This is a genomic window from Micromonospora sp. NPDC048898, assembly GCF_043198035.1.
In the GTDB taxonomy this organism is placed as follows: domain Bacteria; phylum Actinomycetota; class Actinomycetes; order Mycobacteriales; family Micromonosporaceae; genus Micromonospora.
This window is the reverse complement of the sequence record NZ_JBICUF010000001.1, coordinates 361653-387236: the sequence shown is the minus strand read 5'-3', so window position 1 is coordinate 387236 and position 25584 is coordinate 361653. Positions and strand designations below refer to the sequence as shown.

General features: G+C 72.3%; 24 protein-coding genes and 1 riboswitch. Of the genes, 18 read left to right on the top strand and 6 right to left on the bottom strand.

Going from position 1 to position 25584, the window contains the following annotated elements:
• Positions 1-25 precede the first annotated feature (25 nt).
• The 6 genes from ACGFIQ_RS01865 to ACGFIQ_RS01840 all read left to right on the top strand — a co-directional run bounded on the left by ACGFIQ_RS01865 (position 26) and on the right by ACGFIQ_RS01840 (position 6954).
• A complete protein-coding gene (locus ACGFIQ_RS01865; protein WP_393237791.1) occupies positions 26-955 on the top strand; it encodes a bifunctional riboflavin kinase/FAD synthetase in 930 nt (309 codons plus the stop codon).
• 199 nt (positions 956-1154) lie between these two features.
• On the top strand, positions 1155-1424 hold the full coding sequence (rpsO, locus tag ACGFIQ_RS01860; RefSeq protein WP_030337594.1) for a 30S ribosomal protein S15: 270 nt from the start codon (positions 1155-1157) through the stop codon (positions 1422-1424).
• Positions 1425-1650: 226 nt separating this feature from the next.
• Positions 1651-4044: a polyribonucleotide nucleotidyltransferase gene (locus ACGFIQ_RS01855; RefSeq protein WP_393237788.1), complete on the top strand. Its 2394-nt coding sequence runs from the start codon at positions 1651-1653 to the stop codon at positions 4042-4044.
• A 47-nt stretch (positions 4045-4091) separates the two neighbouring features.
• Positions 4092-5489 (top strand): M16 family metallopeptidase, encoded by a 1398-nt coding sequence (locus tag ACGFIQ_RS01850; RefSeq protein WP_393237786.1) that lies wholly within the window; start codon positions 4092-4094, stop codon positions 5487-5489.
• 108 nt (positions 5490-5597) lie between these two features.
• On the top strand, positions 5598-6365 hold the full coding sequence (dapB, locus tag ACGFIQ_RS01845; protein ID WP_393237783.1) for a 4-hydroxy-tetrahydrodipicolinate reductase: 768 nt from the start codon (positions 5598-5600) through the stop codon (positions 6363-6365).
• 118 nt (positions 6366-6483) lie between these two features.
• Entirely contained in the window at positions 6484-6954 is a 471-nt protein-coding gene (locus tag ACGFIQ_RS01840) for a GNAT family N-acetyltransferase (protein ID WP_393237780.1), read from the top strand.
• A gap of 148 nt (positions 6955-7102) precedes the next feature.
• On the opposite strand, the gene ACGFIQ_RS01835 is transcribed toward ACGFIQ_RS01840, so the two are convergent.
• Positions 7103-7684 carry a GNAT family N-acetyltransferase gene (locus ACGFIQ_RS01835; RefSeq protein ID WP_393237777.1) on the bottom strand — a complete coding sequence of 194 codons (582 nt, stop codon included), beginning with the start codon at positions 7682-7684 and terminating at the stop codon, positions 7103-7105.
• Between the two features lie 35 nt (positions 7685-7719).
• Between ACGFIQ_RS01835 and ACGFIQ_RS01830 the strand changes: the two genes are divergently transcribed.
• Positions 7720-8994 (top strand): glycosyltransferase 87 family protein, encoded by a 1275-nt coding sequence (locus tag ACGFIQ_RS01830; protein ID WP_393237774.1) that lies wholly within the window; start codon positions 7720-7722, stop codon positions 8992-8994.
• Here ACGFIQ_RS01830 and ACGFIQ_RS01825 read toward each other — a convergent pair.
• Positions 8893-9444, bottom strand: a complete 552-nt coding sequence (locus ACGFIQ_RS01825) for a GNAT family N-acetyltransferase (RefSeq protein ID WP_393237771.1) — start codon at positions 9442-9444, stop codon at positions 8893-8895. The two genes, ACGFIQ_RS01830 and ACGFIQ_RS01825, sit on opposite strands and share 102 nt — an antisense overlap.
• 79 nt (positions 9445-9523) lie before the next feature.
• Here ACGFIQ_RS01825 and ACGFIQ_RS01820 point away from each other — a divergent pair, with 79 nt between their 5' ends.
• From ACGFIQ_RS01820 to ACGFIQ_RS01800, 5 genes are all read left to right on the top strand, one after another.
• The gene (locus ACGFIQ_RS01820; protein ID WP_393240280.1) at positions 9524-10753 is read left to right on the top strand and encodes a winged helix-turn-helix domain-containing protein; all 1230 of its coding nucleotides are present in this window, start codon (positions 9524-9526) and stop codon (positions 10751-10753) included.
• A gap of 115 nt (positions 10754-10868) precedes the next feature.
• A complete protein-coding gene (locus ACGFIQ_RS01815) occupies positions 10869-11489 on the top strand; it encodes a DUF2752 domain-containing protein (RefSeq protein WP_393240277.1) in 621 nt (206 codons plus the stop codon).
• Between the two features lie 196 nt (positions 11490-11685).
• The gene (thyX, locus tag ACGFIQ_RS01810) at positions 11686-12426 is read left to right on the top strand and encodes an FAD-dependent thymidylate synthase (RefSeq protein WP_357553904.1); all 741 of its coding nucleotides are present in this window, start codon (positions 11686-11688) and stop codon (positions 12424-12426) included.
• A 47-nt stretch (positions 12427-12473) separates the two neighbouring features.
• Complete coding sequence (gene dapA, locus ACGFIQ_RS01805) at positions 12474-13400, top strand: 4-hydroxy-tetrahydrodipicolinate synthase (protein WP_393237768.1); 927 nt, start codon at positions 12474-12476, stop codon at positions 13398-13400.
• A 52-nt stretch (positions 13401-13452) separates the two neighbouring features.
• Positions 13453-15141 (top strand): ribonuclease J, encoded by a 1689-nt coding sequence (locus ACGFIQ_RS01800; protein ID WP_357553721.1) that lies wholly within the window; start codon positions 13453-13455, stop codon positions 15139-15141.
• Between the two features lie 63 nt (positions 15142-15204).
• On the opposite strand, the gene ACGFIQ_RS01795 is transcribed toward ACGFIQ_RS01800, so the two are convergent.
• Positions 15205-16851 (bottom strand): YbjN domain-containing protein, encoded by a 1647-nt coding sequence (locus ACGFIQ_RS01795; protein ID WP_393240273.1) that lies wholly within the window; start codon positions 16849-16851, stop codon positions 15205-15207.
• Between the two features lie 71 nt (positions 16852-16922).
• Positions 16923-17402, bottom strand: a complete 480-nt coding sequence (locus tag ACGFIQ_RS01790) for a YbjN domain-containing protein (RefSeq protein ID WP_393237764.1) — start codon at positions 17400-17402, stop codon at positions 16923-16925.
• Between the two features lie 113 nt (positions 17403-17515).
• Here ACGFIQ_RS01790 and ACGFIQ_RS01785 point away from each other — a divergent pair, with 113 nt between their 5' ends.
• Positions 17516-19972: a DNA translocase FtsK gene (locus ACGFIQ_RS01785; RefSeq protein ID WP_393237761.1), complete on the top strand. Its 2457-nt coding sequence runs from the start codon at positions 17516-17518 to the stop codon at positions 19970-19972.
• A 109-nt stretch (positions 19973-20081) separates the two neighbouring features.
• Here ACGFIQ_RS01785 and ACGFIQ_RS01780 read toward each other — a convergent pair whose 3' ends face one another.
• The gene (locus tag ACGFIQ_RS01780; protein WP_393237758.1) at positions 20082-20324 is read right to left on the bottom strand and encodes a hypothetical protein; all 243 of its coding nucleotides are present in this window, start codon (positions 20322-20324) and stop codon (positions 20082-20084) included.
• An 82-nt stretch (positions 20325-20406) separates the two neighbouring features.
• Positions 20407-20721: a DMT family transporter gene (locus ACGFIQ_RS01775; RefSeq protein ID WP_393237755.1), complete on the bottom strand. Its 315-nt coding sequence runs from the start codon at positions 20719-20721 to the stop codon at positions 20407-20409.
• A gap of 61 nt (positions 20722-20782) precedes the next feature.
• Positions 20783-20846, bottom strand: a riboswitch (guanidine-III (ykkC-III) riboswitch).
• Positions 20847-20960: 114 nt separating this feature from the next.
• Here ACGFIQ_RS01775 and ACGFIQ_RS01770 point away from each other — a divergent pair.
• From ACGFIQ_RS01770 to ACGFIQ_RS01750, 5 genes are all read left to right on the top strand, one after another.
• Entirely contained in the window at positions 20961-21884 is a 924-nt protein-coding gene (locus tag ACGFIQ_RS01770) for an ornithine cyclodeaminase family protein (RefSeq protein ID WP_393237752.1), read from the top strand.
• 96 nt (positions 21885-21980) lie between these two features.
• Positions 21981-23489 (top strand): 30S ribosomal protein S12 methylthiotransferase RimO, encoded by a 1509-nt coding sequence (rimO, locus tag ACGFIQ_RS01765; RefSeq protein WP_393237749.1) that lies wholly within the window; start codon positions 21981-21983, stop codon positions 23487-23489.
• Positions 23490-23566: 77 nt separating this feature from the next.
• The gene (gene pgsA, locus ACGFIQ_RS01760) at positions 23567-24157 is read left to right on the top strand and encodes a CDP-diacylglycerol--glycerol-3-phosphate 3-phosphatidyltransferase (protein ID WP_393237746.1); all 591 of its coding nucleotides are present in this window, start codon (positions 23567-23569) and stop codon (positions 24155-24157) included.
• Between the two features lie 192 nt (positions 24158-24349).
• A complete protein-coding gene (locus tag ACGFIQ_RS01755; RefSeq protein WP_393237743.1) occupies positions 24350-24931 on the top strand; it encodes a CinA family protein in 582 nt (193 codons plus the stop codon).
• Positions 24932-25140: 209 nt separating this feature from the next.
• On the top strand, positions 25141-25575 hold the full coding sequence (locus tag ACGFIQ_RS01750; protein WP_357073066.1) for a helix-turn-helix transcriptional regulator: 435 nt from the start codon (positions 25141-25143) through the stop codon (positions 25573-25575).
• The last annotated feature ends 9 nt before the right edge of the window (positions 25576-25584 follow it).

The window sequence follows — 25584 nt, the reverse complement described above, 5'->3', positions numbered from 1 at the left end:
TCTCGGGACACCAGAGAGGAGCGGCATGCAGCGGTGGCGAGGGTACGACGCGGCGCCCGGTGGGTGGGGACGCTCGGTCGTCACCATCGGCGTCTTCGACGGCGTGCACAAGGGGCACCAGGCGACCATCGGGCACACCGTGGCCCGAGCCCGGGAGCTGGGCGTGCAGTCGGTGGTGGTCACCTTCGACCCGCACCCGGCCGAGGTGGTCCGCCCCGGTTCGCATCCGGCGGTGCTCACCGAGCAGGCCCGCAAGGCCGAGCTGGTCGAGCAACTCGGCGTGGACGTGCTCTGTGTGGTGCCGTTCACTCCGGAGTTCTCCCGGCTGCCCGCCGAACAGTTCGTGCACGACGTGCTTGTCGAGCACCTGCACAGCGCGCTGGTGGTGGTCGGTGGCAACTTCCGGTTCGGGCACCGGGCGGCCGGCGACGTGGCGCTGCTGGAGCGGCTCGGTCAGACCTTCGGCTTCGGGGTGGAGGGCAGCCCGCTGGTCACCGAGGACGGCACCGTCTTCTCCTCCACGTACATCCGATCCTGCGTCGACGCGGGCGACGTCGGCGCGGCCGCCGCCGCGCTGGGCCGCCCACACCGCGTCGAGGGCGTCGTGGTCCGCGGCGACCAGCGGGGGCGGGAGCTGGGCTTCCCCACCGCCAACCTGCTCTGCCACAGGTACGCGGCGGTCCCGGCCGACGGGGTGTACGCGGCCCGGCTGATCCGCCGCGGGCAGCACGAGCCCCTGCTGGCGGCGGTGTCGGTGGGCACCAACCCGACCTTCTCCGGGCGGGAACGGCGGGTGGAGGCGTACGCGCTGGACTTCTCCGGCGACCTGTACGGCGAGCGGTTGGCCCTGGACTTCGTGGCGCACCTGCGCGGTCAGATCCGGTACGACTCGATCGAGCCGTTGATCGCCCAGATGAACCAGGACGTCGAGCGCACCAGGCGCGCGCTGGCCTGATCGTCGTGGGGTGACGGGGCCCCGCCGAGGCCCTTCGCCGGGTGTTACCGGCGAGTGCTGGTAGTCTTGCCGAAACGTCGGGTGACCGGCGTGGGGCCTCGCGTGCCTGCTCGACGCCGCGGGTGCGAGGTACCGGTCCGTTCCCGGTCCATCGGGACGACGGACACCTACTTGATCAACCCATCGAAACAGGGAGAACATGGCGCTCGACCAGGAAGCCAAGGCCAGCATCCGCGCGGAGTACGCGACCGCCGAGGGCGACACCGGTTCGCCGGAGGTTCAGGTAGCGGTCCTCACCAAGCGGATCGCCGAGCTGACCGAGCACCTGAAGGTGCACAAGCACGACCACCACAGCCGCCGTGGGCTGCTGCTGCTGGTCGGCCGTCGCCGTCGGCTGCTCAACTACGTCCAGAAGAAGGACATTGCCCGCTACCGGTCGCTCATCGAGCGGCTCGGCCTGCGCCGGTGACGTGACGGGGGAGTGGCCGCTCGGCTGCTCCCCCGTACGGCGTCCCACCTGAAGAAACACGGGCCGCGCGACCACCCGAGAGGGAGCCGGTCAGCGTACCGGTCTCCGGTAGTGGCCCCCGGGAACCCCGGCATCGAGCCGGCCCCCGGGCGCTTCGATCGAAGACCGGCCGGCTGAGCAGCTCCCCGATGTCGTGGGCCCACGACGCGAAGGAGCACGACAGCACATGACCGAGACCAAACTCGGCACCGAATCCCGCACCGCCGTGATCGACAACGGGTCCTTCGGCACCCGCGAGATCACCTTCTCCACCGGCCGGCTGGCTCGCCAGGCCGCCGGTTCCGTCATCGCCCAGCTGGGCGAGACGGTCGTTCTCTCCGCCACCACCGCCGGTAAGCACCCGAAGGAGCAGTTCGACTTCTTCCCGCTGACCGTCGACGTCGAGGAGCGGATGTACGCCGCGGGCCGCATCCCCGGCTCGTTCTTCCGCCGTGAGGGCCGGCCCAGCGAGGACGCGATCCTCACCTGCCGCCTGATCGACCGGCCGCTGCGCCCGTCCTTCGTGAAGGGCCTGCGCAACGAGGTCCAGGTCGTCGAGACCATCCTCGCGCTCGACCCGCAGCACCCGTACGACGTCGTGGCGATCAACGCCGCCTCCATGTCGACCAAGCTGTCCGGCCTGCCGTTCTCCGGCCCGATCGGTGCGACCCGCGTCGCCCACATCGACGGCCAGTGGGTCGCCTTCCCGACCCTGGAGGAGCTGGCCCGCGCCACCTTCGACATGGTCGTGGCCGGCCGCACGCTCGACGACGGCGACGTCGCGATCATGATGGTCGAGGCCGAGGCCACCCCGAACGCCGTCGCCCTGATCTCGGCCGGTGCCACCGCCCCGACCGAGGAGGTCGTCGCCAGCGGCCTGGAGGCCGCCAAGCCGGCGATCCGTGAGCTGTGCCGCGCGCAGAGCGAGCTGGCCGAGGTCGCCGCGAAGCCGGTCACCGAGTTCCCGGTCTTCCTGGACTACCAGGACGACGTGTACGACGCCGTCTCCGAGCTGGCCCGCGGCGAGGTCGCCGAGGCGATCACCATCGCCGGCAAGGCCGACCGCGAGGAGGCCCTGGACCGGGTCAAGGCCCGCGTCGCCGAGGAGTTGGGCGCTCGGTTCGAGGGTCGGGAGAAGGAGCTCAGCGCCGCCTTCCGGTCGCTGACCAAGTCCGAGGTGCGCAACCGCGTACTGCGTGAGCAGGTCCGCATGGACGGGCGTGGCCCGCGCGACATCCGGGCGTTGACCGCCGAGGTCGGCGTGCTGCCCCGGGTGCACGGTTCGGCGCTGTTCGAGCGGGGCGAGACCCAGATCCTGGGCGTCACCACTCTGAACATGCTCCGGATGGAGCAGATGGTGGACACGCTGTCCCCGGAGAACCGCAAGCGCTACATGCACAACTACAACTTCCCGCCGTACTCGACGGGTGAGACCGGCCGGGTCGGCTCGCCGAAGCGTCGCGAGATCGGCCACGGCGCTCTCGCCGAGCGTGCGCTGATCCCGGTGCTGCCGTCGCGTGAGGAGTTCCCGTACGCCATCCGGCAGGTCTCGGAGGCGCTCGGCTCCAACGGCTCCACCTCGATGGGTTCGGTCTGCGCGTCGACGCTGGGCCTGCTCTCCGCGGGTGTCCCGCTGAAGGCGCCGGTCGCCGGCATCGCGATGGGGCTCATCTCCGACGAGGTGGACGGCAAGACCCAGTACGTGACGCTGACCGACATCCTCGGTGCCGAGGACGCGTTCGGTGACATGGACTTCAAGGTCGCCGGCACCCCGGAGTTCGTCACCGCGCTCCAGCTCGACACCAAGCTCAACGGCATCCCGTCGGACGTGCTGGCCTCCGCGCTGCAGCAGGCCAACGAGGCCCGGCAGGTCATCCTCGGTGTCATGAAGGCCGCGATCGAGGCTCCGGCCGAGATGTCGGACTACGCGCCGCGGGTCACCACCGTCAAGATCCCGGTGGACAAGATCGGCATGGTGATCGGCCCGAAGGGTCAGACCATCAACGCGATCCAGGACGAGACCGGCGCCGAGATCTCCATCGAGGACGACGGCACGATCTACGTCGGCGCCACCAACGGCCCGTCGGCCCAGGCGGCCGTCGACCGGATCAACGGCATCGCCAACCCGACCCTGCCCAAGCAGGGCGAGCGGTTCCTCGGCACGGTGGTCAAGACCGCCGCGTTCGGTGCGTTCATCTCGCTGCTGCCGGGCCGTGACGGCCTGCTGCACATCTCCAAGGTGGGCGACGGCAAGCGGGTCGAGCGCGTCGAGGACTTCCTCAACGTCGGTGACCGGGTCGAGGTCGAGATCGCGGACATCGACGCCCGCGGCAAGATCTACCTCGACAAGGTCCGCCCGGAGGGCACCGAGGCTCCGGCCGCCGGTGAGGCCGCCGGCGGCGACCGGCCGGCTGGTCGGGACCGGGGCGACCGGGGTCCGCGTGACCGCGGCGACCGCGAGCGTGGCGGCGACCGGGGCGGCGACCGAGGTGGCCGGGGCCCCGAGCGTGGCGGCGAAGGCGGCGGCGGCGAGGGTGGCGAGGGCGGCGAGCGTCCGCGCCGCCGGACCCGGCACAGCTGATCGTCGTACCTCGCATCACCCACCCCTCGTCGAACCGGGAGCAAGTCGTGAGTCGGGCCATCAGCGCACCGTTTCCACCGGATCGACGGGGGGTGGCTGCGTCCCCGGGGAATGGGGCGGGCCGCTCCGGCGGCACCGCCCGCGCGGTGACCCGGACGCTCAGCGACGACCCGCTGGGTGGCACGGTACGACGTACCGTGCTGCCCAGCGGCCTGCGCGTCCTCACCGAGGCGATCCCGACGATGCGCAGTGTCTCGTTCGGTGTCTGGGTGGCGGTCGGCTCGCGGGACGAGAGCGGCCCGCAGGCCGGCGCCGCGCACTTCCTCGAGCACCTGCTCTTCAAGGGCACCCACAAGCGCACCGCACTGGAGATCTCCTCGCGGATCGAGGCGGTGGGTGGTGAGACGAACGCGTTCACCACGAAGGAATACACCTGCTACTACGCCCGGGTGCTCGACGAGGACCTGCCGCTCGCGGTCGACGTGATGTGCGACCTGGTCGCCGACTCGCTGATCGAGCCGGCCGACGTGGAGACCGAGCGTGGCGTGATCCTCGAAGAGATTGCCATGCACGACGACGAGCCCGGTGACGAGGTGCACGACCTCTTCGTCCAGGCCGTCTACGGCGACCACCCGCTGGGTCGGCTGATCTCCGGCACCGCCGAGACCGTCACGCCGATGACCCGCAAGCAGATCCAGAGCTTCTACCGGGGCCGCTACACCGCGCCGCAGATCGTCATCGCCGCCGCCGGCAACCTCGACCACGCCGCGGTGGTCAAGATGGTGCGTCAGGCGGTGCGGGGCACCCCGCTGGACAGCGACCCGGCCACGCCGGCGCCGCACCGCGCGGCCACCCCGGCGGTACGCACCAAGCCGGCGACCACCCTGGTGGAGCCGAAGGAGACCGAGCAGGCGCACATCATCCTCGGTTGCCCCGGCATCGACCGCCTCGACGAGCGGCGCTTCGCCCTCGGGGTGCTCAACAACGTGCTCGGTGGTGGCATGTCCAGCCGCCTCTTCCAGGAGATCCGCGAGCAGCGCGGCCTCGCGTACTCGGTCTACTCGTACGCCAGCCAGTACGCCGACACCGGCCTGTTCGCCGTCTACGCCGGCTGCGCGCCGGGCAAGGTGGACGAGGTGCTGGCCCTGACCCGCGCCGAGCTGGCCCGGGTGGCCGCCGACGGGCTGACCGAGGCCGAGGTGGCCCGGGGCAAGGGGATGAGCAAGGGCTCGTTCGTGCTCGGCCTGGAGGACACCGGCTCCCGGATGAGCCGACTGGCCAAGGGTGAGCTGCTCTACGGCGACCTGATGCCGGTGGACGAGTTGCTCCGCCGGGTCGACGAGGTCACCGTGCGGGACGTGAACGTCCTCGCCGCCGAGCTGCTCAGCCGGCCCATGTCGCTGGCCGTGGTCGGCCCGTTCGGCGCGGGCGACTTCACCGTCTGAGGCCTGCCGCCCGGCGCGTCGAGGGTGTCCCCGTCGGGGCGTCCCGGCCGGTGGAGCGCACCGGATCCGGCCAGAGGGGCGCGTCCCGATTGGGATAGGTTGTGCCCCGTGACTGACGAGCAGGAGAAGACCCCGGCCGGGGCGTTGCGGGTCGGCGTGTTCGGTGCCCGGGGCCGGATGGGCATCGAGGTCTGCAGGGCGGTCGAGGCCGCCGACGACCTCGAACTGGTCGCGGCGATCGACCAGGGCGACGACCTCTCCGCCGCCTCCGGTGCCGACGTGGTCGTCGACTTCACCACCCCGGACGTCGTCATGGACAACCTCCGGTGGTGCGTCGAGCAGGGCATCAACGCGGTGGTCGGCACGACCGGCTTCACCGAGCAGCGGCTGGAGCAGGTGCGCGGCTGGCTGGTCGACAAGCCGGGCGTGGGCGTCGTCGTCGCCCCGAACTTCGGCATCGGCGCGGTGTTGATGATGCAGTTCGCCGTACGGGCCGCCCGATACTTCGAGTCCGTCGAGATCATCGAGCAGCACCACCCGCGCAAGCTCGACGCCCCGAGCGGCACCGCCACCCACACCGCCCGGCAGATCGCCCAGGCCCGCGCCGACGCCGGCCTGGGCCCGGTGCCGGACGCCACCAAGGACGAGGTGCCGGGTGCGCGCGGCGCCGACATCGAGGGGGTACGCGTGCACGCGGTGCGCGCCACCGGCCTCGTCGCCCACCAGGAGGTGCTGTTCGGCACCACCGGCGAGACGCTGACCATCCGGCACGACTCGTACGACCGGGTGTCGTTCATGCCGGGCGTGCTGCTGGCCGTCCGTGCGGTGCGCAACCGCCCCGGCCTCACCGTCGCACTGGACGCGCTCCTCGACTGACCGGTCCGTTCCTCCGCCCCTCCCTGTCTCCGCACAGCGCAGATCTTGGACAGTTTCCGTTCGGCGCTGACGGAAAGTGTCCAAGATCTGCGGGAGCGAGCCGGGTAGCATCCGCCGCATGATCAACGGGGGACACCTGGACCGGGTCGGGCGACTCGTCACCCTGCGCCCGGTCGACGACGACAACTGGCGGGCGGTGGCCGACGTCGCCCCGCGCGACGACCAGCGCCGGTTCGTGGCCGCGCTGGGCGCGCGCTACCTGCTGCTCAGTATGCGTTCCGAAGTGTGGACCTCACTGGCCGTGTACGCCGACGAGACAGTCGTCGGCCACGTCATGTGGGGCGTGGACGACGACGGCTCGCACTGGATCGGCGGGATGCTGATCGACGCCGCCGAGCAGAACCGTGGCGTGGGCCGGGCGACGGTGCAGACCCTGGCGGGCTGGCTGTCCACCCGGGAGGGCAACCCCCCGGTCCGCCTCTCGTACCACCCGGACAACACCCAGGCCGCCGCCCTCTACACCGCGCTGGGCTTCCACCCCACCGGCGCCCTGGACGACGACGAGGTGATCGCCGAACAAACCCGCTGACCCGCGATCTTGCACTCCCTGCCATGGCCCGCGTCGATCATGGAGTTGTGGTGCCTCACAAAAGGGGCGCAGGTGGAGCTTTCGCCCACCACAACTCCATGATCGACGGGCGGGGGGTGGGGGTGGGGGTGGGGTGGGGTTTGCTGGGTTACTCGGGCGGGGCCTTTTCGGGTGGGACGCCCACGTGTAGGCGCACCTGGGGGACCAGCATGTCGTCCACGTCCAGCGCGCGGGCCGCGCCGTCGAGCTCCCAGCCGGTGCTGGTGAGGAACTTGCGGGTCGCCTCGTCGCCCTCGAACGCCCAGGCCACCGCCCGGCTCAGACCGTCCTCCCGCCACAGGTCGACGGCGGCGGCGAGCAGCCGGCTGCCGTGCCCACGCCGACCCCAGCGCGGCTCCACCAGCAGATCGGTCACCGCGGCCACGTCCGGGCCGAGCGCCTCGGCCGGCTCGCCCGGGGCCAGCGCCTCCGCGTCGGCCGGCCCGGAGGCGGCGAACCCCACCAGATACGATTGCTCGGCCTGTTCGACGGCGACCAGCACCCGGTGCGCGCCGGAGGGCGGCTCCAGCACCGCGGCGTTCCACCGCCGGGCGAGGAACGCCTCGTCCAGGTTGTCGAGCACGTGCCGAGGCAGGATCCGGCGGTACGCGACCCGCCAGGTCGCGAGTTGGATGCGTGCGATCTCGCCGGCGTCCTCAGGACGCGCCGGGCGGACGTACCCGAGAGCCATGGGACGGAAGCCTACGCAGGGCGAGGGAGGCGACGGTGGCGCAGGGTGCCAGGAGGACGACCGCGCAGGTCGCCGGGGTGGTGCTGCTCGCCGCGGCGGTCACCGCGTTCCTCGCCGTCGCGGCGGTGCGGCACGGCTTCTTCGACCTGAAGGTCTACTACGGCGCGTTGACCTGGTGGGTGCACGACGGCGGGGAGATCTACGACTACCTCAAGCCGGGCACCCAGTACGGCTTCACCTACCCGCCGTTCGCCGCGCTGGTCATGCTGCCGATGGCGTACCTGCCGTGGTCGGCCGCGATCGCGGTGAGCGTGCTCGCCAGCGTGGTCAGCACCACGGTGCTGATCTGGTGGCTTGTCGACCCGATCGCGCGCCGGGCCGGCTGGACCCGGTGGTTCGCGCTCGCCGTGGCGCTCTGCCTGGCCGCCGCGTTCGAACCGATGCGGGAGACCGTCAACTTCGGCCAGGTCAACACGTTGCTGCTCTTCCTGGTGGCGGTGGACCTGCTGTGGCTGCTGCCGGCCGGCAACCGGTGGGCCGGGGTGGGCATCGGGCTCGCCACGGCGATCAAACTGACCCCGGGCGTCTTCATCGTCTACCTGCTGGTGACCGGGCGCTGGCGGGCGGCTCTCACCGCCTGCGGCACGGCCGCCGGGGTGTCGCTGCTGGCGGGCGCGCTCTTCCCGGACGCGTCCCGGGAGTTCTGGACCGAGGCGCTGTGGAACACCGGGCGGGTGGGCGAGTTGGCCTTCGTCTCCAACCAGTCGCTGCGCGGGGTGGTCGCCCGGCTCGACCCGCAGCACCCGAGCACCCTGCTCTGGCTGCTGCTCGTGCTCGGCACCCTGGCCCTGTGGGCGTGGCGGTCCCGGGCCGCCGTGGCGGCCGGTGACGAGGCGACCGGCCTGGCGCTGACCGGTGCGGTGATGTGCCTGGTCAGCCCGGTCACCTGGGTGCACCATCTGGTCTGGCTGCTGCCCGCGCTGATCCTGCTCGTCGACAACGCGATGGCCGCGCCGGCCGGCCGCCGCCGGCGCGTCCTGCTGGTCGCCGCGACCATCGGGTACGCACTGCTGATCAGCCGGACCGTCTGGTTCTGGGAGAAGGACTTCACCGGCGTCGACGGCTTCCTGGGCAGCAACGCCTACGTGTGGATCAGCCTGGCGCTGCTGGCCTTCCTGCCGGTCCGCCGCTGGCTGACCCCGCACGGGTCAGGTGTCGAGGCGTCCGGCGTAGCGCAGCTCGACAAGACTGACCGCGGGTTGCCCACCGGTGAGCGGCACATGGTAGGTCGACCGCTCACCGTCCGCTGACAGCCCGGCCCGCTCGCCGAACCGGCGGGCCCGCCGGTTGTCCGCCAGCACCCACGCGCGGTACCCGGTCCAGCCCCGCTCGCCGAGCCCCACCCGGGCGGCGGACAGGAGGGCGGCGGCGGTGCCGTCACCCCAGCAGGCCGGTTCCACGTACAGCGCCACCACCTCGCCGACCGTCGGGTCCAGGTCGTCCCGGTCCTGGTTGCGGCGGTACGGCCCGAAGGTGGTGAAGCCGACGACCAACCCGTCCACCTCTCCGAGCAGGGTGGTGAACGGATGTTCCGGATCGGCGGTGCCCACGTCGCGGCGGCGCTGCGCCCAGGCCGCCACGTTCAGCCGCGCCAGCACCTCGTCGGGCATGAAGCCGGCGTAGCCCGCCTGCCAGCCGTGCACGTGCACCCGGGCGACCGCCTCAGCGTCGTCCGGCTCCTCCCGGCGGATGGTCAGCATTGCACCGTTCTATGCCCAGGTGGCCCTCCCGTCCAACTTCCCGCACCGGCGTCGTACCGATGAATTAAGGTCGCCGACGATGGCCGCACCGGAATCACTCTCGCTCGCCCAGGCCCGCCGGGTGGCGCTCGCCGCCCAGGGCTTCGCCGACCCGACGCCCGCCGGCGTGCCCACCCGCCGGCACCTGCGTCGGGTGCTCGACCGGGTCAACCTGATCCAGATGGATTCGGTAAACGTGCTGCAACGCGCGCACTACCTGCCGCTCTACAGCCGGCTCGGGCCCTACCCGACCACACTGCTCGACCAGGCCGCCTACCGCCGGCCGCGGGAGCTGTTCGAATACTGGGGTCACGAGGCGTCGTTGGTTCCGGTCGAGCTGCATCCGATGCTGCGCTGGCGGATGGCCCGCGCGCACAGCGAATCCTGGGGCGGCATGCGGCGGATCGCCCAGGAGCAGCCGGAGTTGGTCGCCTGGGTCCGCGACGAGGTGGCCGCCCGGGGCCCGTTGACCGCCGCCGAGATCGAGCACGACGCGCCCCGGGAAACCGGCAACTGGGGGTGGAACTGGTCGGCGGTCAAGCAGGCGTTGGAGTTCCTCTTCTGGGCCGGCGAGGTGGCCGCCGCCGAACGCAGCACCTCCTTCGCCCGCCGCTACGACCTGCCCGAGCGGGTGCTGCCCGCGGCGGTGCTGGCCGCGCCCACCCCGACCGACGCCGAGGCGTACCGCACGCTGGTGGCCCTTGCCGCGCGTTCGCTCGGGGTGGCGGCCGAGCCGGAGCTGCGCGACTACTTCCGGCTGCCGCTGGCCGGTGCCCGGCAGGCCGTCGCGGAGCTGGCCGAGGCCGGCGAGCTGGTGCCGGTCACCGTGGCGGGCTGGCGCCAGCCGGCGTGGCTGCACGTGTCCGCCCGGCTGCCCCGGTGGATTCGCGGCAACACGCTGGTCAGCCCCTTCGACCCACTGATCTGGGAACGTGCCCGCACCGAGCGGCTGTTCGGTTTCACCTACCGGATCGAGATCTACGTTCCCGCGCCACAGCGGGTCTACGGCTACTACGTGCTGCCGTTTCTCCAGGGCGACCGGTTCACCGCCCGGGTCGACCTGAAGGCCGACCGCAAGGCCGGGGTGCTGCTGGTGCCGGCCGCCTGGCTCGAACCCGGAGCCGACCCGGGGGAGACCGCGGCGGCCCTCGCCGTCGAGCTGCACCGGCTCGCCGGCTGGCTCGGCCTGGACGCGGTGGCACCGCCGCAGGCCGGCGACCTGGCCGGTCCGCTCACCGCCGCGTTGGCCGGTGTGCCCGGTGTACCGTGAGCGCGTGACGAGCGTCCCCGGTCCGTTCGACCAGCCGCAGCCCGCCCCCGGGGCGGTGCACACCGTGCCGGCCGATGCGGCCAGCGTGAATCCGGCTGGTCTGGGTCCGGCCGACGTGGATCCGGCTGGTGTTGGCCCCGACGGCGCGGGTCGTGCCGGCTTTGGCCCCGACGGCGCGGGTCGTGCTGGCTTTGGCCCCGACGGCGCGGGTCCGGCTGGCTTTGGCCCCGACGGCGCCGGCTCGGCTGGTTGGCCGACGACCCCGCCCGGTGGCTACCCGGCGCCGGAGCCGGACCGGCTCACCCGGTTCGTGCTGCGCCTCTACGAGCGCTCACCGCGCTGGGCGGTGCCACTCGCCGCAGTCGGCTGCGTCGCCGCGGGCATGGGCTACGCGCTACTCAGCAATCCGGCCCACGCCGCCCCGGATGCCGCACCCACCTGTCTGCTCAAGCTGACCACCGGGTTGGACTGTCCAGGCTGCGGCGGCACCCGCGCACTCTGGTACGTGCTGCACGCCGACCTGCCGGCCGCCGCCCGGCACCACTTCCTGTTCGTCTTCGCGTTGCCGTTCCTCGCGTACCTCTTCGTGGCCTGGGCGGCCAACCAGGCATTCGGTTGGCGACTGCCGGAGCTGCAGATCAGCTCGAAGGTCATCGTCGGTTTCCTGGGTGTGTGGCTGGCCTTCTCGGTGCTGCGCAACCTGCCCTGGGCACCGTTCACCTCGCTCTACGTCTGAGCGCCGCGATCGACTCGTCTTTCAGGAAACCGGCCCATCCACCCGACCTGGACACCCCGGGTCTCAGGAAGCCGAGTCGATCAACGCAATGGGTGGGTGGACACCCGCGCCGCTGACGAAGTGATCGACATTGCAGGGGGCGTGCCTGAGTTGGGCCGGGAGGGGCCGCGCCACTACAGTCCCTGGCATGCCGGAGATGGTGCAGCCCCAGGTCAAGTTGATCGCGTGGACCCAGTTCGCGGCCCCGGACGACGTGCCGTGGTCGACCGACGCGGAGGGTGGCCAGGCGCTCGCCGAGTTCGCCGGCCGGGCCTGCTACCAGTCGTGGAAGAAGCCGAACCCGGCGACCGCCACCAACGCCGGCTACCTGGCGCACATTCTCGAGGTCGGGCACCTGTCGGTGCTGGAGCACGGCTCGGTCACCTTCTACTTCACCGGCGTGTCACGCTCCTTCACCCACGAGTTGATCCGGCACCGGCACTTCTCGTACTCCCAACTGTCCCAGCGCTACGTGCCGGAACGGGACGCGGCCATGGTCGAGCCGGCGGTCATCGCCGACGACCCGGAGCTGCACAAGAAGTTCGTGGCGGCTGCCGAGGCGAGCGTTCAGGCGTACACGGAGTTGCTGGAGGGTTTGGAGCAGCGCTTCTCCGACGAGCCGAACCCGACGCTGCGCCGCAAGCAGGCCCGGCAGGCGGCCCGCGCGGTGCTGCCCAACGCCACCGAGACCCGGATCGTGGTCACCGGCAACTACCGGGCCTGGCGGCACTTCGTCGCGATGCGGGCCACCGAGCACGCCGACGTGGAGATCCGTGAGCTGGCCGTGGAGTGCCTGCGCCAGCTCCAGGGTGTCGCCCCGAACGTGTTCGCCGACTTCGTGATCTCCACGCTGCCGGACGGCACCGAGGTGGCGGCCAGCCCGCACGAGGCGTCCTGAGCCCTTCCCCGGCGGGCCCCGGCTGGTCGTCCGCTAGGTTGGAGGGTATGACGCACGACCACCCCGACGCCGCGGCCCGACCGGTGTCCCGCCCCTTCGGCCGGGTTCTCACGGCCATGGTGAGCCCGTTCACCTCCGACGGCTCGCTCGACCTCGACGGCGCCGCCCGGCTGGCGAGCCACCTGGTAGACGAGCAGGGCAACGACGCGTTGGTGGTCAACGGCACGACCGGCGAGTCGCCGACCACCACCGACGCGGAGAAGGAACGCCTGATCCGGGCCGTGGTGGAGGCCGTCGGAGACCGCGCCAAGGTCATCGCCGGGGTGGGCACCAACGACACCCGGCACACCATCGAGTTGTCCTCGGCCGCCGAGAAGGCGGGTGCGCAGGGTCTGCTGGTGGTCACCCCGTACTACAACAAGCCGCCGCAGAGCGGGCTGCTGCGGCACTTCACCGCCGTCGCCGACGCCACCGGCCTGCCGGTGATGGTGTATGACATCCCACACCGCTCCGGTGTGCCGATCGAAACCGAGACGCTGGTCCGGCTCGCCGAGCACGGCCGGATCGTCGCGGTCAAGGACGCCAAGGGTGACCTGACCGCCACCAGTTGGGTGACCAGCCGGACCGCCCTCGCCTTCTACTGCGGCGAGGACGCCCTCACCCTGCCGGCGCTGGCCGTCGGCTCGGTGGGCGTGGTCGGGACCTCGACGCACTTCACCGGGGCACTGACCGCACAGATGATCGAGGCGTACGACGCGGGGGACATGCCGGCCGCGCTGGCCCTGCACCGGCGGCTGCTGCCGCTGTTCACCGGCATCTTCCGTACCCAGGGCACCATCCTGGTGAAGGCGGGCCTGGCGGCGCTGGGTCTGCCGGCCGGCCCGGTGCGACCCCCGCTGGTGGACGCCACCAACGACGAGATCGCCCAGCTGCGCGCGGACTTCGCGGCAGCGGGCCTGGAGCTGCCCGAATGATCGAACGACACGATGGGCGCCGAGTGACGGCGTCGCAGAATGAGGTGGACGAGTGACCGAGGCGCACATCGAGGCGGAACTACCCCCGCCGCTGCCCGAAGGTGGCCTGCGGATCATCCCGCTCGGCGGGCTCGGCGCCATCGGTCGGAACATGACCGTCTTCGAGTACGACGGCAAGTTGCTGATCGTCGACTGCGGGGTGCTCTTCCCCGACGTCGAGCAACCGGGCGTGGACCTGATCCTGCCCGACTTCGGCCCGATCCTGGACCGGCTCGCCGACGTCCAGGCGATCGTGCTGACCCACGGCCACGAGGACCACATCGGCGCGGTGCCGTACCTGCTCGCCCACAAACCCGACATCCCGCTGGTCGGCTCACAGTTCACCCTCGCCCTGGTCGAGGCGAAGTTGGCCGAGCGGCGGATCCAGCCGTACACGCTGACGGTGCGAGAGGGCGGCCGGGAGCGGCTCGGCCCGTTCGAGTGTGAGTTCTTCGCGGTCAACCACTCGATCCCGGACGCCCTCGCGGTGGCCATCCGCACCCCCGCCGGCCTGGTGCTGCACACCGGCGACTTCAAGATGGACCAGCTCCCGCTGGACGGCCGGATCACCGACCTGGCCGGTTTCGCCCGGCTCGGTGCCGAGGGCGTCGACCTGCTGCTCTCCGACTCGACAAACGCGGAGATCCCCGGGTTCGTCACCCCGGAACGGGAGATCGGGCCGGTGCTCGACTCGATCTTCGCGAAGGCGAAGGGCCGGATCATCGTGGCCTCGTTCGCCTCGCACGTGCACCGCGTACAGCAGGTCTTCGACTCCGCTGCGGAGCACGGCCGCAAGGTCGCGCTGATCGGCCGGTCCATGGTCCGCAACATGGGCATCGCCCGGGATCTCGGCCTGCTCAACATCCCGAATGGCCTGGTCATCAGCATCGACGAGGCGACGACGTTGCCGCCGGACGAGATCGTGCTGATGTCCACCGGCTCGCAGGGTGAGCCGATGAGCGCGCTGGGCCGGATGGCCAGCGGCGACCACCGGCACATCACCATCGCGCCCGGCGACACAGTCGTGCTGGCGTCCTCCCTCGTGCCGGGCAACGAGACCTCGGTCTACCGGGTGATCAACCGCCTGGCGCGGGCGGGCGCGGTCGTCGTGCACAAGGACGTGGCCAAGGTGCACGTCTCCGGGCACGCCCCCGCCGGGGAGCTGCTCTATCTGCTCAACGTGGTCCGGCCCAGCAACCTGATGCCGGTGCACGGCGAGTGGCGCCACCTGCGCGCCCACGCCCGCCTCGGCATCGAGTCCGGGGTCGCCGCCGACCGGGTGGTGATCTGCGAGGACGGTGACGTGGTCGACTTGGTCGAGGGCCGCGCCAGCCTGGTCGGGCACGTGAAGAGCCGGTACGTCTACGTGGACGGCCTCGCCGTCGGTGACGTCAGCGAGTCGCTGCTCACCGAGCGGCGGATCCTCGGTGACGGCGGTTTCATCGCCACCACCGTGGTCGTCGACTCGGTCACCGGCAAGGTGGTCGCCGGCCCGACGTTGTCCGCGAAGGGCTTCTCGGAGGACCCGGAGGCGTTCAACCCGGTGGTCCCGCTCGTCACCGAGGCGCTCAACCGGGCCGCTGCGGACGGCATCACCGACCCGCACCAGCTCCAGCAGATCGTCCGCCGGACGGTGGGGCGGTGGGTCAACGACAAGTACCGTCGTCGCCCGATGATCGTGCCCACGGTCGTCGAGGTCTGAGTTTGTCCCGTTGACGCCGGTCCACTCCGTTCGGAGTGGGCCGGCGTCGCCGCGCCCGGGGTGTCAGGGCAGCGCGGTGACCGCCTCGGCGTAGGCGACGCCGGTGGTGATGGCGGCGTCCACCAGCACCGTGAGTTGCGCCGGGGCCACCCCGTGGGTCAGGTCGGTGGCCACGTCGCCGGCCAGCACCAACTCGCCGCCGAGATCGTGCGCGTACGCCTTGGGCAGCAGCCGGTCGTGGTTCCAGGCGTTGCAGAAGGCGTACGCCTCGGCGCGGCGGGTCGCCGGCAGCCGCCGGGTGGCCATGGCCCGGGCGTGCAGCACCTCGCCGCGTTCGCCGGCCCGGCGGAACTGGATCACCACCCCGTCCCACCGGCCGACCACCCGGTCGCCCTCCTCCACGACGTACCGGTCCCCGCGGCGGTCCAGGGCGGCCGTGATCAGGTCGACGGTGAGCGTCACCAGCTCTCGCTCGTCGTCGGTGGCGGTCTCGGAGTCGCGCTCCGCGCCGCCGGGCGAAGCGTCGCCGGATCCGACGTCGCCGAAACCGTCGTCGCCCGATCCCTCGTCGCCGGCTCCGTCGTCGGCGGGCTCGTCGTCGGTGGGCAGGGGCACCGGAGCCGCGAGTGGGCGCTCGGCGAGCCAGGCGGCCATCCGTCCGGAGTGGTGGCCGGTGCCGTTGCGGGCGTCGAAGCTGCCGGCCAGCTCGTTGACCATCGCGAGCAGCAGTGCGCCGAGGGTGGCCACGTCCAGGTCGGCGGCGGGCCGGCCGCCGTACGCCGGGCGGCGCACCGTGCGCAGGCCGAGCCCGGCCTCCACGGCCACCGCGCACACCAGCGCACCGGCAGCGGCGAACTCCATCGCGGCGAGGTCGTCGGTGGGCCGGTCCAACCGGGGTAGCTGCTCGGCCAGAATGCTCAGCCCGCGTTCCAGGTGCCCGCCGAGGGCGCAGAACCGCAGGTGTGCGGCGAGGTGGGGAAAGGCCGCGCGCTCGCGTCGGTGCCGCCGGTACGCCCGCACGTGCGCCACCGCGGCCCGTTCGGCCTCGCCGACGCGCAGGTCGGGGAGCAGACCGGCCACCAGCGCCCGCTCGGGCTGGTCGGTGCAAGCCAGCGCGTCGCCGGTGGGCGCCCGCAGCTCGGTCAGCGCGGCGCGCCATTCCCCCCAGCCGGCGAGCAGTTCGGCGCGGCGGGCCGGCGCACAACCGGGGCAGCCACCGGACGGCCCGCCGACCGTGCCCGCCCACCGCTGGTACCAGTGCCGGGCGGTGGGCTCGTCGCCGAGGTGGTCGGCGATCCGGCAGCGCAGCTCCGCGACGGTCGCCGCGTCGGGGCCATCCGCCCCGATCCGGTGGGCCAGATCGTCCAGGAGGGACCGGGTCTGGTCGAGCCCTACCCGAGGGGTGCCGAGCAGCGCCTCCACGGCGTACCGCTGCAGGCGCAGCAGCAGAGCGGCCTCGTCCCCGATGAGCAGCTCGGGCCGGTAGTCGGCGGCGGCTCGACACCGGCGTACCGGCTCGACCAGCCGCCACCGCTCGCTGTGCAACAGGTACGCCTCGATCAGCGCGAACCGGGCGTCCAGGGCGGACCGGAGGTCCCCGGACGCGTCGGCCCGCTCGGCGAGCCGTTCGAGGGCCAGCAGCCGGGCCGGCCCGTCGGGCAGGTCCCGTGCGTCGGCCAGCGCGCTCACCAGTACCGGGTCACGCTGCACGGGCGGCCGTCGGGTGAGGTCCGGATCGCCCGCCCGGTCGAGGCGACTGCCGGTGAACTCGTCCCGGCCGGTCACGACGGCACCGCGCCGGGCAGCCGACGGACGGCCACGGCGAGCTGGCAGCCGGTGGAGATGCCACAGTCGAGCAGTTGGTCGAGTTGGTGCGGGGTGACCCCGCGTTCCAGGTCGGTGACCACCTCGCCGTAGACCCGGGCCCGACCGGCGTCGTCGACGTGCACGAACGCCTTGGGCCAGAGCCGGTCGTGGTTCCACGAATTGCAGAACGCGTACAGGGCGGGCACCTGCTCGATGCCGAAGGTGGGAGTCACCATCGTGCGGACCTGGAGCAGCTCGCCGTCCCCGCCGAGGCGGAGGAACCAGATCATGTTGTCGTCGAAGTGGCCCACCAACTCGCCGGCCACGGTCAGGCCGACGGACCGGCCGCGGGCGGCGAGCACCGCGGCGACCAGTTCGCCGGTCAGTGGGCGCAGCGCGCCCGGGTGCCCGGCCAGCGGATCGTCCGGATCGCCCTCGTTTTCCGGCGACGCCATGGGGCATCCCTTCTGAGGCGGATATCACGACCGGCGGCGGGGCCCGTGTTTCGACGCGCGGACACGACCCGGAAAAGCGGGGATCTGCCCGGCCCCACCGTTACCGTGACTCTATGGCGGGCCGTACCTCTCAGGCGAGCCGGCGGCGCGGCGCGTCGCCGCGCGGTGGCACCAACAGTCGTGCCCGTCAACCGGCGAAGAAGACCCGGGCACCGGTCCGGCGTCGTACCGCGCCGACGCGGCCCGGCGCGGCCGTCTACGTGGGTCGCGCGGTGGGCGCACTGTGGATGGGCGTGGCCCACGGGATGGGCTGGGCGGTGCGGGCCGCCGGTCGGCAGGCCGCCTCCGCCCGCGACCTCGACCCGGAGCACCGCCGCGACGGCGCCGGGCTGCTGATGTTCGGGTTCGCCCTGCTCACCGCCGTGGCGCTCTGGCTTTCCGGAGCGGGCCCGGTGGGCGCGCGACTGGCCGACACGGTCCGGCTGTTCCTGGGTGCGATCTCGGTGGTCGTACCGGTGCTGTTGATGATCGGGGCGTGGCGGTTGATGCGTCAGCCCGCCGATCCGGAGCACCGGGGCCGCGGTCTGATCGGCTGGAGTTCACTGCTCGTCTCGACCGCCGCGCTGCTGCACATCGGGCAGGCCCCGGCCAACCCGCTCCAGCGGGACTTCGCGGGCGGCCTGGTCGGTGCGGGCATCGGCGGGCTGCTGGAGCGCGCGGTCACCGCCTGGGTGGCGGTGCCGCTGCTGGTCCTGCTGCTGCTCTTCGGTCTGCTGGTGGTGACCGCGACACCGATCAACAAGATCCCGGAGCGGTTGGGCCTGCTCGCCGGCGGGTTGGTCGCCGCACCGGAGACCGACGAGGAAGAAGACGAGCCGGCCGCGAAGCCGGCGCGGAGGCGACCGGCGAAGCGGACGCCGCCGCCGATCGACCCGGACGACTTCGAGGACCTGGACGGCGCGGACCTCCAGGAGACCATGGTGCTGCCGCGCAAGGCCCCGGCGAAGGTGCCGGCGAGCCGCCGGCCGCCGGTCGAGCCGCCGGAGCACTCGCCCGCGCCGACCCGGGCCGAGCAGCTCGCGTTGACCGGGCTGGCCGGGGACTACACCCTGCCGCCGGCCAACATGCTCAGCGCCGGTGCCGCCGCGAAGACCCGCAGCAAGGCCAACGACGAGGTGATCGCCGCGCTGACCGGCGTGTTCGACCAGTTCGACGTGGACGCCGCGGTCACCGGCTTCACGCGTGGCCCGACGGTGACCCGGTACGAGGTCGAGCTGGGCCACGGCGTCAAGGTCGAGCGGATCACCCAGCTCTCCCGCAACATCGCGTACGCGGTGAAGTCCCCGGACGTACGGATCCTCAGCCCGATCCCGGGCAAGAGCGCGGTCGGCGTGGAGATCCCGAACACCGACCCGGAGAACGTCGCCCTCGGCGACGTGCTGCGCTCACGCGCGGCGACCAGCGACCACCATCCGATGGTGGTGGCGCTCGGCAAGGACATCGAGGGCGGCTACGTGGTGGCCAACCTCGCGAAAATGCCTCACATCTTGATAGCCGGGGCCACCGGCGCGGGCAAGTCGAGCTGCCTCAACACCCTGCTGGTGTCCGTCCTCACCCGGGCCACCCCGGACGAGGTGCGCCTGCTGCTGATCGACCCGAAACGGGTCGAGATGACCGGCTACGAGGGCATCCCGCACCTGGTCACCCCGATCGTGACGAACGCCAAGAAGGCGGCCGACTCGCTGGACTGGGTGGTCCGCGAGATGGACATGCGCTACGACGACCTCGCCGCCAACGGGGTCCGGCACATCGACGACTTCAACCGCAAGGTGCGCAACGGCGAGATCAAGGCACCGCCGGGCAGTGAACGGGAGATGCGCCCGTACCCGTACCTGTTGGTGATCGTGGACGAGCTGGCCGACCTCATGATGGTCGCGCCCCGCGACGTGGAGGACTCGGTCGTCCGGATCACCCAGTTGGCCCGCGCGGCCGGCATCCACCTGGTCCTGGCCACCCAACGCCCCTCGGTCGACGTGGTGACCGGTCTGATCAAGGCGAATGTGCCGTCCCGGCTGGCGTTCGCCACCTCCTCCCTCGCCGACTCCCGGGTCATCCTCGACCAGCCGGGCGCGGAGAAGCTGCTCGGCCGCGGTGACGGGCTCTTCCTGCCGATGGGCGCCTCCAAGCCGGTCCGCATCCAGGGCGCCTGGGTCACCGAGCGGGAGATCGCCGACGTCGTGAAGTTCTGCAAGGACCAGCGCGAGCCGGAGTTCCGCAAGGACGTGTTGGCCCCCGCACAGGAGACCAAGAAGAAGACCGACGAGGACATCGGCGACGACCTGGACCTGTTGGTGCAGGCGGTGGAGTTGGTGGTGACCTCGCAGTTCGGCTCGACGTCGATGCTCCAGCGCAAGCTGCGTGTCGGTTTCGCGAAGGCGGGCCGCCTGATGGACCTGATGGAGACCCGCGGGGTGGTCGGGCCGTCCGAGGGGTCGAAGGCGCGTGACGTGCTGGTCAAGCCGGACGAGCTGGAGGAGGTCCTGGTCGGCCTGCGTGGCGACGTGGACTGACCGGCGCAACGACCGACCCGGGACACGCGACCGACCCGGGAAACGCGACGGGCCTGGGGAAACGCGACGGGCCCGCCGGAATCCGGCGGGCCCGCGGGTCGGGAAGCGTTCAGTTGAGCAACGCGGCGGCGATGATGGTGCCGAGGATCGCGCCGACGACGCTGGCCGCTGCGGCGTACCAGCCCAGGGGCTTGTCACCCAGCACCGCGCCGACGATGCCCGCGACGATGCCGAGCACGCCGAAGATGATCGGGGAGATGAGCAGGGCGAGAACCGCGAAGACGAAGCCCACGATGGTGAGGATGCGGGCGGCGTTGGCGCGGGGGCGGGCGGTGCTGGGCAGGTCGGCCATGTCGTCCTCCGGGTGAGAGCCTGTCGTGACGAATCGATCACTACCCACTGTGGGTGGCGACCACGCCTGCCGAGGTGACTCCTCAGTGGAAGATTTTCAGGCCGATCACGCCAGCGACCACCAGTAGCAGGCACAGGATCCGGGGCAGGCTCGCCGACTCGCCGAGGACCAGCATTCCGACCAGCGCGGTGCCGACCGCGCCGATGCCGACCCAGACCGCGTAACCGGTGCCGACCGGGATCTCGCGCAGCGCGTACGCCAGCCCGGCCATGCTCAGGGCCAACGTCACCGCGAACACCACGGACGGGCCCAGCCGGCTGAAGCCGGCACTGCGGTCCAGGGCCACCGCCCAGGCCGTCTCCAGCAGTCCAGAGATCACCAGCACCAGCCAGGCCATCGTCCACCTCACACGGGAGTGCCCGGGCCGCCGGCGCCGGGACGAGTCGGGGTCTGCACGTCGCGGGGCGTCTTGCCGCACCGGGTACGCCCACCACTCGTCCGGGGTGGCCACGGGCCACCGACGCCGACGCTAGCACCGGCCGACGGTCGGGGTGGACGGGTCGGGTGCCGACGGCCCAGTGAATCCCGCCACCCCGTATTGACCTGAACTTGACTCTAACTTGCAGGATGGTCGCCATGACGCTGATCTATGCCGACCGGGAGGTCGCCGCCGCACTGGACGCCGCCACCACGGTCGACGCCATGCGTGCCGCCCTCCTGGCCGCGTACGAGGGACGCCTCGTGGCCCCGCCCCGGGCCGCCGCCCCGCTCGGCGGAGGGCGGCTGGTGCTCACCGCGGGGCACCTGATCGGCGAGTGGTACGGCTTTCGCTCCTACGACACCTTCGGCCACCCGCAGGGCGAGCAGGTGGTGGTGCTGCACGACGCGGGAACCGGGGCGATCCGGGCGGTGGCGGTGGGCGAGGAGTTGGGCTCCCGTCGTACCGGCGGGTTGGGTGCCCTGGCGGTCGACGCCCTGGCCCGGCCGGAAGCGGCCACCCTGGGCGTGATCGGCTCCGGCCGGCAGGCGTGGACCCAGGTCTGGGCGACCGCCGCCGTGCGCTCCCTGCGCGAGGTGGTGGTGCACAGCCGCTCCGCGGCGCGGCGGGACGCCCTCGCCGTCCGGATCCGCGCCGAGCTGGGTGTGCCGGCCCGCACGGTGGCCGATCCGGGCTCGGCCGTCACCGGGCGGGACATCGTGGTGCTCGCGACCACCAGCCCGACCCCGGTGCTCCGCGCCGCCGATCTCAGCCCCGGCACGCACCTCAACGCGGTCGGCTTCAAGCAGCGGGACCGCAGTGAGTTCGGCACCGACCTGCTGGACACCGCCGACCTGCTGGTCACCGACTCGCCAGCCCAGGCGGCGGACTACCAGCCGCCGATGCTCGCGGCCACACCCCCGTACGCCGGGCGGTTGCGGGACCTGGGTGGCATCCTGGCCGGCGCGGTCCCCGGCCGGACCACCGCGGACCAGATCTCGGTCTTCTGCTCCACCGGCCTGGCCGGCACCGAGGTGTTCCTGCTCGATGCGCTGACCCGCATCGGCGCCGTGGCCCGCTGACCGCCGCCGGAAGCGAGCACACCGATGCGGGCGCGTGCCCGGCCGTCGCCGAAGCCCCGCGTGCGTGGGCTTCGCCGGCCGGCCCGGTACCCTCGGATGGTGTCTGCCACCTCTCCTTCTCCTTCTGACCACGCCGAGGGCCGCCGCGTCGCCCTGCTCACCCTCGGCTGCGCCCGCAACGAGGTCGACTCGGAGGAGCTGGCCGCACGGCTGCACGCCGACGGCTGGCAGGTGACCACCGACGGCGAGGGCGCCGACGTGGTGGTCGTCAACACCTGCGGTTTCGTGGAGAAGGCCAAGCAGGATTCCATCCAGACGCTGCTCGCCGCAGCCGGGACCGGCGCCAAGGTGGTCGCGGCCGGCTGCATGGCCGAGCGGTACGGCCGTGAGCTGGCTGACAGTCTGCCCGAGGCGCAGGCGGTGCTGAGTTTCGACGACTACCCGGACATCGCCGCCCGGCTGAACGCGGTCGTCGCCGGTGAGCAGATCACCGCGCACACCCCTCGGGACCGGCGTGAGCTGCTGCCGCTGACCCCGGTGCAGCGCCGCGACAGCACGGTGTCGCTGCCCGGGCACGGCACGGTGAGCCGCACCGTCGTCGACACCGACGAGCACACCCCCGCGCACCTGCGCCAGGTGCTGCGCCGCCGACTGGACACCGGCCCGGTGGCCTCGCTGAAGCTGGCCAGCGGTTGCGACAGGCGCTGCGCGTTCTGTGCCATCCCCGCCTTCCGTGGGGCGTTCGTCTCGCGTACCCCGGACGAGTTGCTCGCCGAGGCGGAGTGGCTGGCCAAGACCGGCGTCCGGGAGTTGGTGCTGGTCAGTGAGAACTCCACCTCGTACGGCAAGGACCTCGGCGATCCCCGCGCGTTGGAGAAGCTGCTGCCGCAGCTCGCCGCGGTGACCGGAATCGTCCGGGTGCGGGCCAGCTACCTCCAGCCGGCGGAGACCCGACCCGGGCTGGTCGAGGCGATCGCCAACACCCCAGGCGTGGCCGCGTACTTCGACCTGTCGTTCCAGCACTCCAGCGAGCCGGTGCTGCGCCGGATGCGGCGTTTCGGCTCCACCGACCGTTTCCTGGAGCTGCTCGCTGGTGCCCGCGCGTTGGCACCGGACGCGGGCGCCCGGAGCAACTTCATCGTCGGTTTCCCCGGCGAGACCCGCGCCGACGTCGACGAGCTGGTCCGGTTCCTGACCGAGGCCCGGCTGGACGCGATCGGGATGTTCGACTACAGCGACGAGGACGGCACCGAGGCCGCCGGCCTGCCCGGCAAGGTCTCCGCCGCGACGATCAAGCGGCGCTACGACCGGCTCAGCGCGCTCGCCGACGAGCTGTGCTCGCAGCGGGCCGAGGACCGGCTCGGCTCGACCGTCGAGGTGCTCGTCGACTCGATCGCGGACGGCCTGGTGGAGGGTCGGGCGGCGCACCAGGCGCCGGAGGTGGACGGTTCCACCACCCTGGTCGCCCCGGCCGAGGGCGGGGTCGACCTCGCCGCGCTGCGACCGGGTGATCTGGTACGCGCGACGGTGACCGGCACCGAAGGGGTCGACCTGCTGGCGGTGCCGGATGAGATGATCTCGGCGGCGCCCGGCGCGGCACGGTGACGGTGGGCCCAGGCGGAGCGGGGGAGCCCAGTGGTGCGGTGCCGGGAACGCCACGGCGGCCCGAGCGGAGTGCGGCGGTGACCGGGGCGACGGGGTCGACTCCGGCCCGGGTGGTCGCCGTGGTGCCCGTCGTCAACGCCGCCAACGCGCTGACCGCCCTGCGGCTGGCGCTGGTGCCGGTCTTCGCCGCTTCGGTGGTCATGTCCGGGATGACCCACTCCGGCTGGCGGATGGCGGCGTGCCTGATCTTCGCGGTGGCGTCGGCGACCGACCTGGTCGACGGCTGGATCGCCCGCCGGTTCGGGCTTGTCACCTCGGTCGGCAAGGTGGCCGACCCGATCGCCGACAAGGCCCTCACCGGGGCCGCGCTGGTGCTGCTGTCCTGGTACGACCGGCTGCCCTGGTGGGTGACCGTGCTGATCCTCGTCCGCGAGTTGGGCATCACCGGGTTGCGGTTCTGGGTGATCCGGCACGGCGTGATCGCGGCCAGCCGAGGCGGCAAGGTCAAGACCGCGCTCCAGATCCTCGCCATCGCCTGGTACCTCTGGCCGATGCCGGCCGCCCTCGCCGCCGTGGGCCCGTGGATCATGGCCGCCGCCGTCCTGGTCACAGTCGCCACCGGCTTCGACTACATAGCCCAAGCCCTCCGCCTCCGCCGCCCCCGCTGAATCCCCCCACCCCACCCCCTCCGTTGATCATGAGGTTATTGCCATCCGGGGCGGCGTGTCGCGCCGCTAACCTCATGATCGACGCGATCGGGTGGTGGGGGCGGGGCGGGGCGGGGCGGGGCGGGGGGTTGGGTTGGGTTGGGGGGCGGTGGGTGGGGAAGGGTGTGTGTAGCGGGAGAGAAGGACTGGTTGATGCAGCGGGACACGGGGCTTGAACGGCCGGCGGATGGTGCGGCGGACGATGCCGAGGTGGGCAGTGCGGCAGCCGGAGTCGTGCACCGACTCGCCCAGCGGCACGAGACCCTGGCCACCGTCGAATCACTCACCGGTGGGCTGCTGGCCGCATCGATCGTGGACATCGCCGGGGTCAGCGCAATCTACCGGGGCGGCCTCGTGGTCTACGCCACCGAGTTGAAGGGCACCCTGGCCGGCGTCCCCGCCGACCTGCTGTCCGAGCGGGGGCCGGTGGACCCGGACGTGGCGTCGGCGCTCGCCGCGGGTGGCCGCCAGCGCTGCGGCGCGGACTGGGGAGTGGCCACCACCGGCGTCGCCGGCCCGGAACCGCAGGACGGCAAGCCCGTCGGCCTGGTCTACGTCGCGGTCGCCGGCCCGAACGGTGCCGTGGTCCGACAGCTCGACCTGGGTGGCGGTCGGGACCACGTCCGCTCCGCGGCGGTGGTCGAGGCGCTGCGGCTGCTCGCCGACCGGATCCACGCCGCCGACACCGCGCACGCCGCCGCCGACACCGGGCAAGCCGCGCTGCCCGCGAGTTAGCCGGGGGACATCCGGGGCATCCGGGGCAGCTGGGAACGATCGGTGCCGCGAAGTGAGTCCGTCTCGGCGAACCGACGGGCGGGGCGGGATGTCGGCGGGGCTCGTAGCGGGTACGGTTGCGGGAAGGCTCCGACGTTTCGGGGTCGGCGCGGTCCGCCGCGGCCGGCCGCCCAGCGCCGGGCGCGAGGTATCCCTCAGGGGGAGGTGCGATGATCCTGCTACGCCGGGTGATCGGTGACGCACTGCGGGCGCGCCGGCAGGGCCAGCAGCGCACGCTGCGTGAGGTCTCCACCGCCGCCAACGTCAGCCTCGGCTACCTCTCCGAGATCGAGCGGGGGCACAAGGAGCCGTCCAGCGAGCTGCTCGCCGCGATCTGCGACGCCCTCGGTGCCCGGCTGTCCGAGCTTCTGCGTGAGGTGAGCGACACCGTGGCGCTCGCCGAGCAGATGCCCGAGGTCCTCGTCTCGATGCAGGACGAGTCGGCCGAGGCCGCGGCCAAGAGCACCGGCCGGGGTGTCCGTCAGGTCACCTCCGACGGCAAGGTCGCCGTCTCCGTCCGCCAGGACTCGCCGCTCAAGGCCACGCTGCGCAGCACTCGCGTCCGCCCGACCGAGCGCGACCGGGACGTGGTCTGCGCCGCCTGAGACCGCCGT

What these genes read in the sequence shown, in the direction of transcription:
- ACGFIQ_RS01865 (WP_393237791.1), top strand. Translation starts at nt 26, where the DNA reads ATGCAGCGGTGGCGAGGGTACGACGCGGCGCCCGGTGGGTGGGGACGC.
- rpsO (WP_030337594.1), top strand. Translation starts at nt 1,155, where the DNA reads ATGGCGCTCGACCAGGAAGCCAAGGCCAGCATCCGCGCGGAGTACGCG.
- ACGFIQ_RS01855 (WP_393237788.1), top strand. Translation starts at nt 1,651, where the DNA reads ATGACCGAGACCAAACTCGGCACCGAATCCCGCACCGCCGTGATCGAC.
- ACGFIQ_RS01840 (WP_393237780.1), top strand. Translation starts at nt 6,484, where the DNA reads ATGATCAACGGGGGACACCTGGACCGGGTCGGGCGACTCGTCACCCTG.
- ACGFIQ_RS01835 (WP_393237777.1), bottom strand. Translation starts at nt 7,684, where the DNA reads ATGGCTCTCGGGTACGTCCGCCCGGCGCGTCCTGAGGACGCCGGCGAG.
- ACGFIQ_RS01825 (WP_393237771.1), bottom strand. Translation starts at nt 9,444, where the DNA reads ATGCTGACCATCCGCCGGGAGGAGCCGGACGACGCTGAGGCGGTCGCC.
- ACGFIQ_RS01820 (WP_393240280.1), top strand. Translation starts at nt 9,524, where the DNA reads ATGGCCGCACCGGAATCACTCTCGCTCGCCCAGGCCCGCCGGGTGGCG.
- thyX (WP_357553904.1), top strand. Translation starts at nt 11,686, where the DNA reads ATGGTGCAGCCCCAGGTCAAGTTGATCGCGTGGACCCAGTTCGCGGCC.
- dapA (WP_393237768.1), top strand. Translation starts at nt 12,474, where the DNA reads ATGACGCACGACCACCCCGACGCCGCGGCCCGACCGGTGTCCCGCCCC.
- ACGFIQ_RS01790 (WP_393237764.1), bottom strand. Translation starts at nt 17,402, where the DNA reads ATGGCGTCGCCGGAAAACGAGGGCGATCCGGACGATCCGCTGGCCGGG.
- ACGFIQ_RS01785 (WP_393237761.1), top strand. Translation starts at nt 17,516, where the DNA reads ATGGCGGGCCGTACCTCTCAGGCGAGCCGGCGGCGCGGCGCGTCGCCG.
- ACGFIQ_RS01780 (WP_393237758.1), bottom strand. Translation starts at nt 20,324, where the DNA reads ATGGCCGACCTGCCCAGCACCGCCCGCCCCCGCGCCAACGCCGCCCGC.
- ACGFIQ_RS01775 (WP_393237755.1), bottom strand. Translation starts at nt 20,721, where the DNA reads ATGGCCTGGCTGGTGCTGGTGATCTCTGGACTGCTGGAGACGGCCTGG.
- ACGFIQ_RS01770 (WP_393237752.1), top strand. Translation starts at nt 20,961, where the DNA reads ATGACGCTGATCTATGCCGACCGGGAGGTCGCCGCCGCACTGGACGCC.
- rimO (WP_393237749.1), top strand. Translation starts at nt 21,981, where the DNA reads ATGGTGTCTGCCACCTCTCCTTCTCCTTCTGACCACGCCGAGGGCCGC.
- ACGFIQ_RS01755 (WP_393237743.1), top strand. Translation starts at nt 24,350, where the DNA reads ATGCAGCGGGACACGGGGCTTGAACGGCCGGCGGATGGTGCGGCGGAC.
- ACGFIQ_RS01750 (WP_357073066.1), top strand. Translation starts at nt 25,141, where the DNA reads ATGATCCTGCTACGCCGGGTGATCGGTGACGCACTGCGGGCGCGCCGG.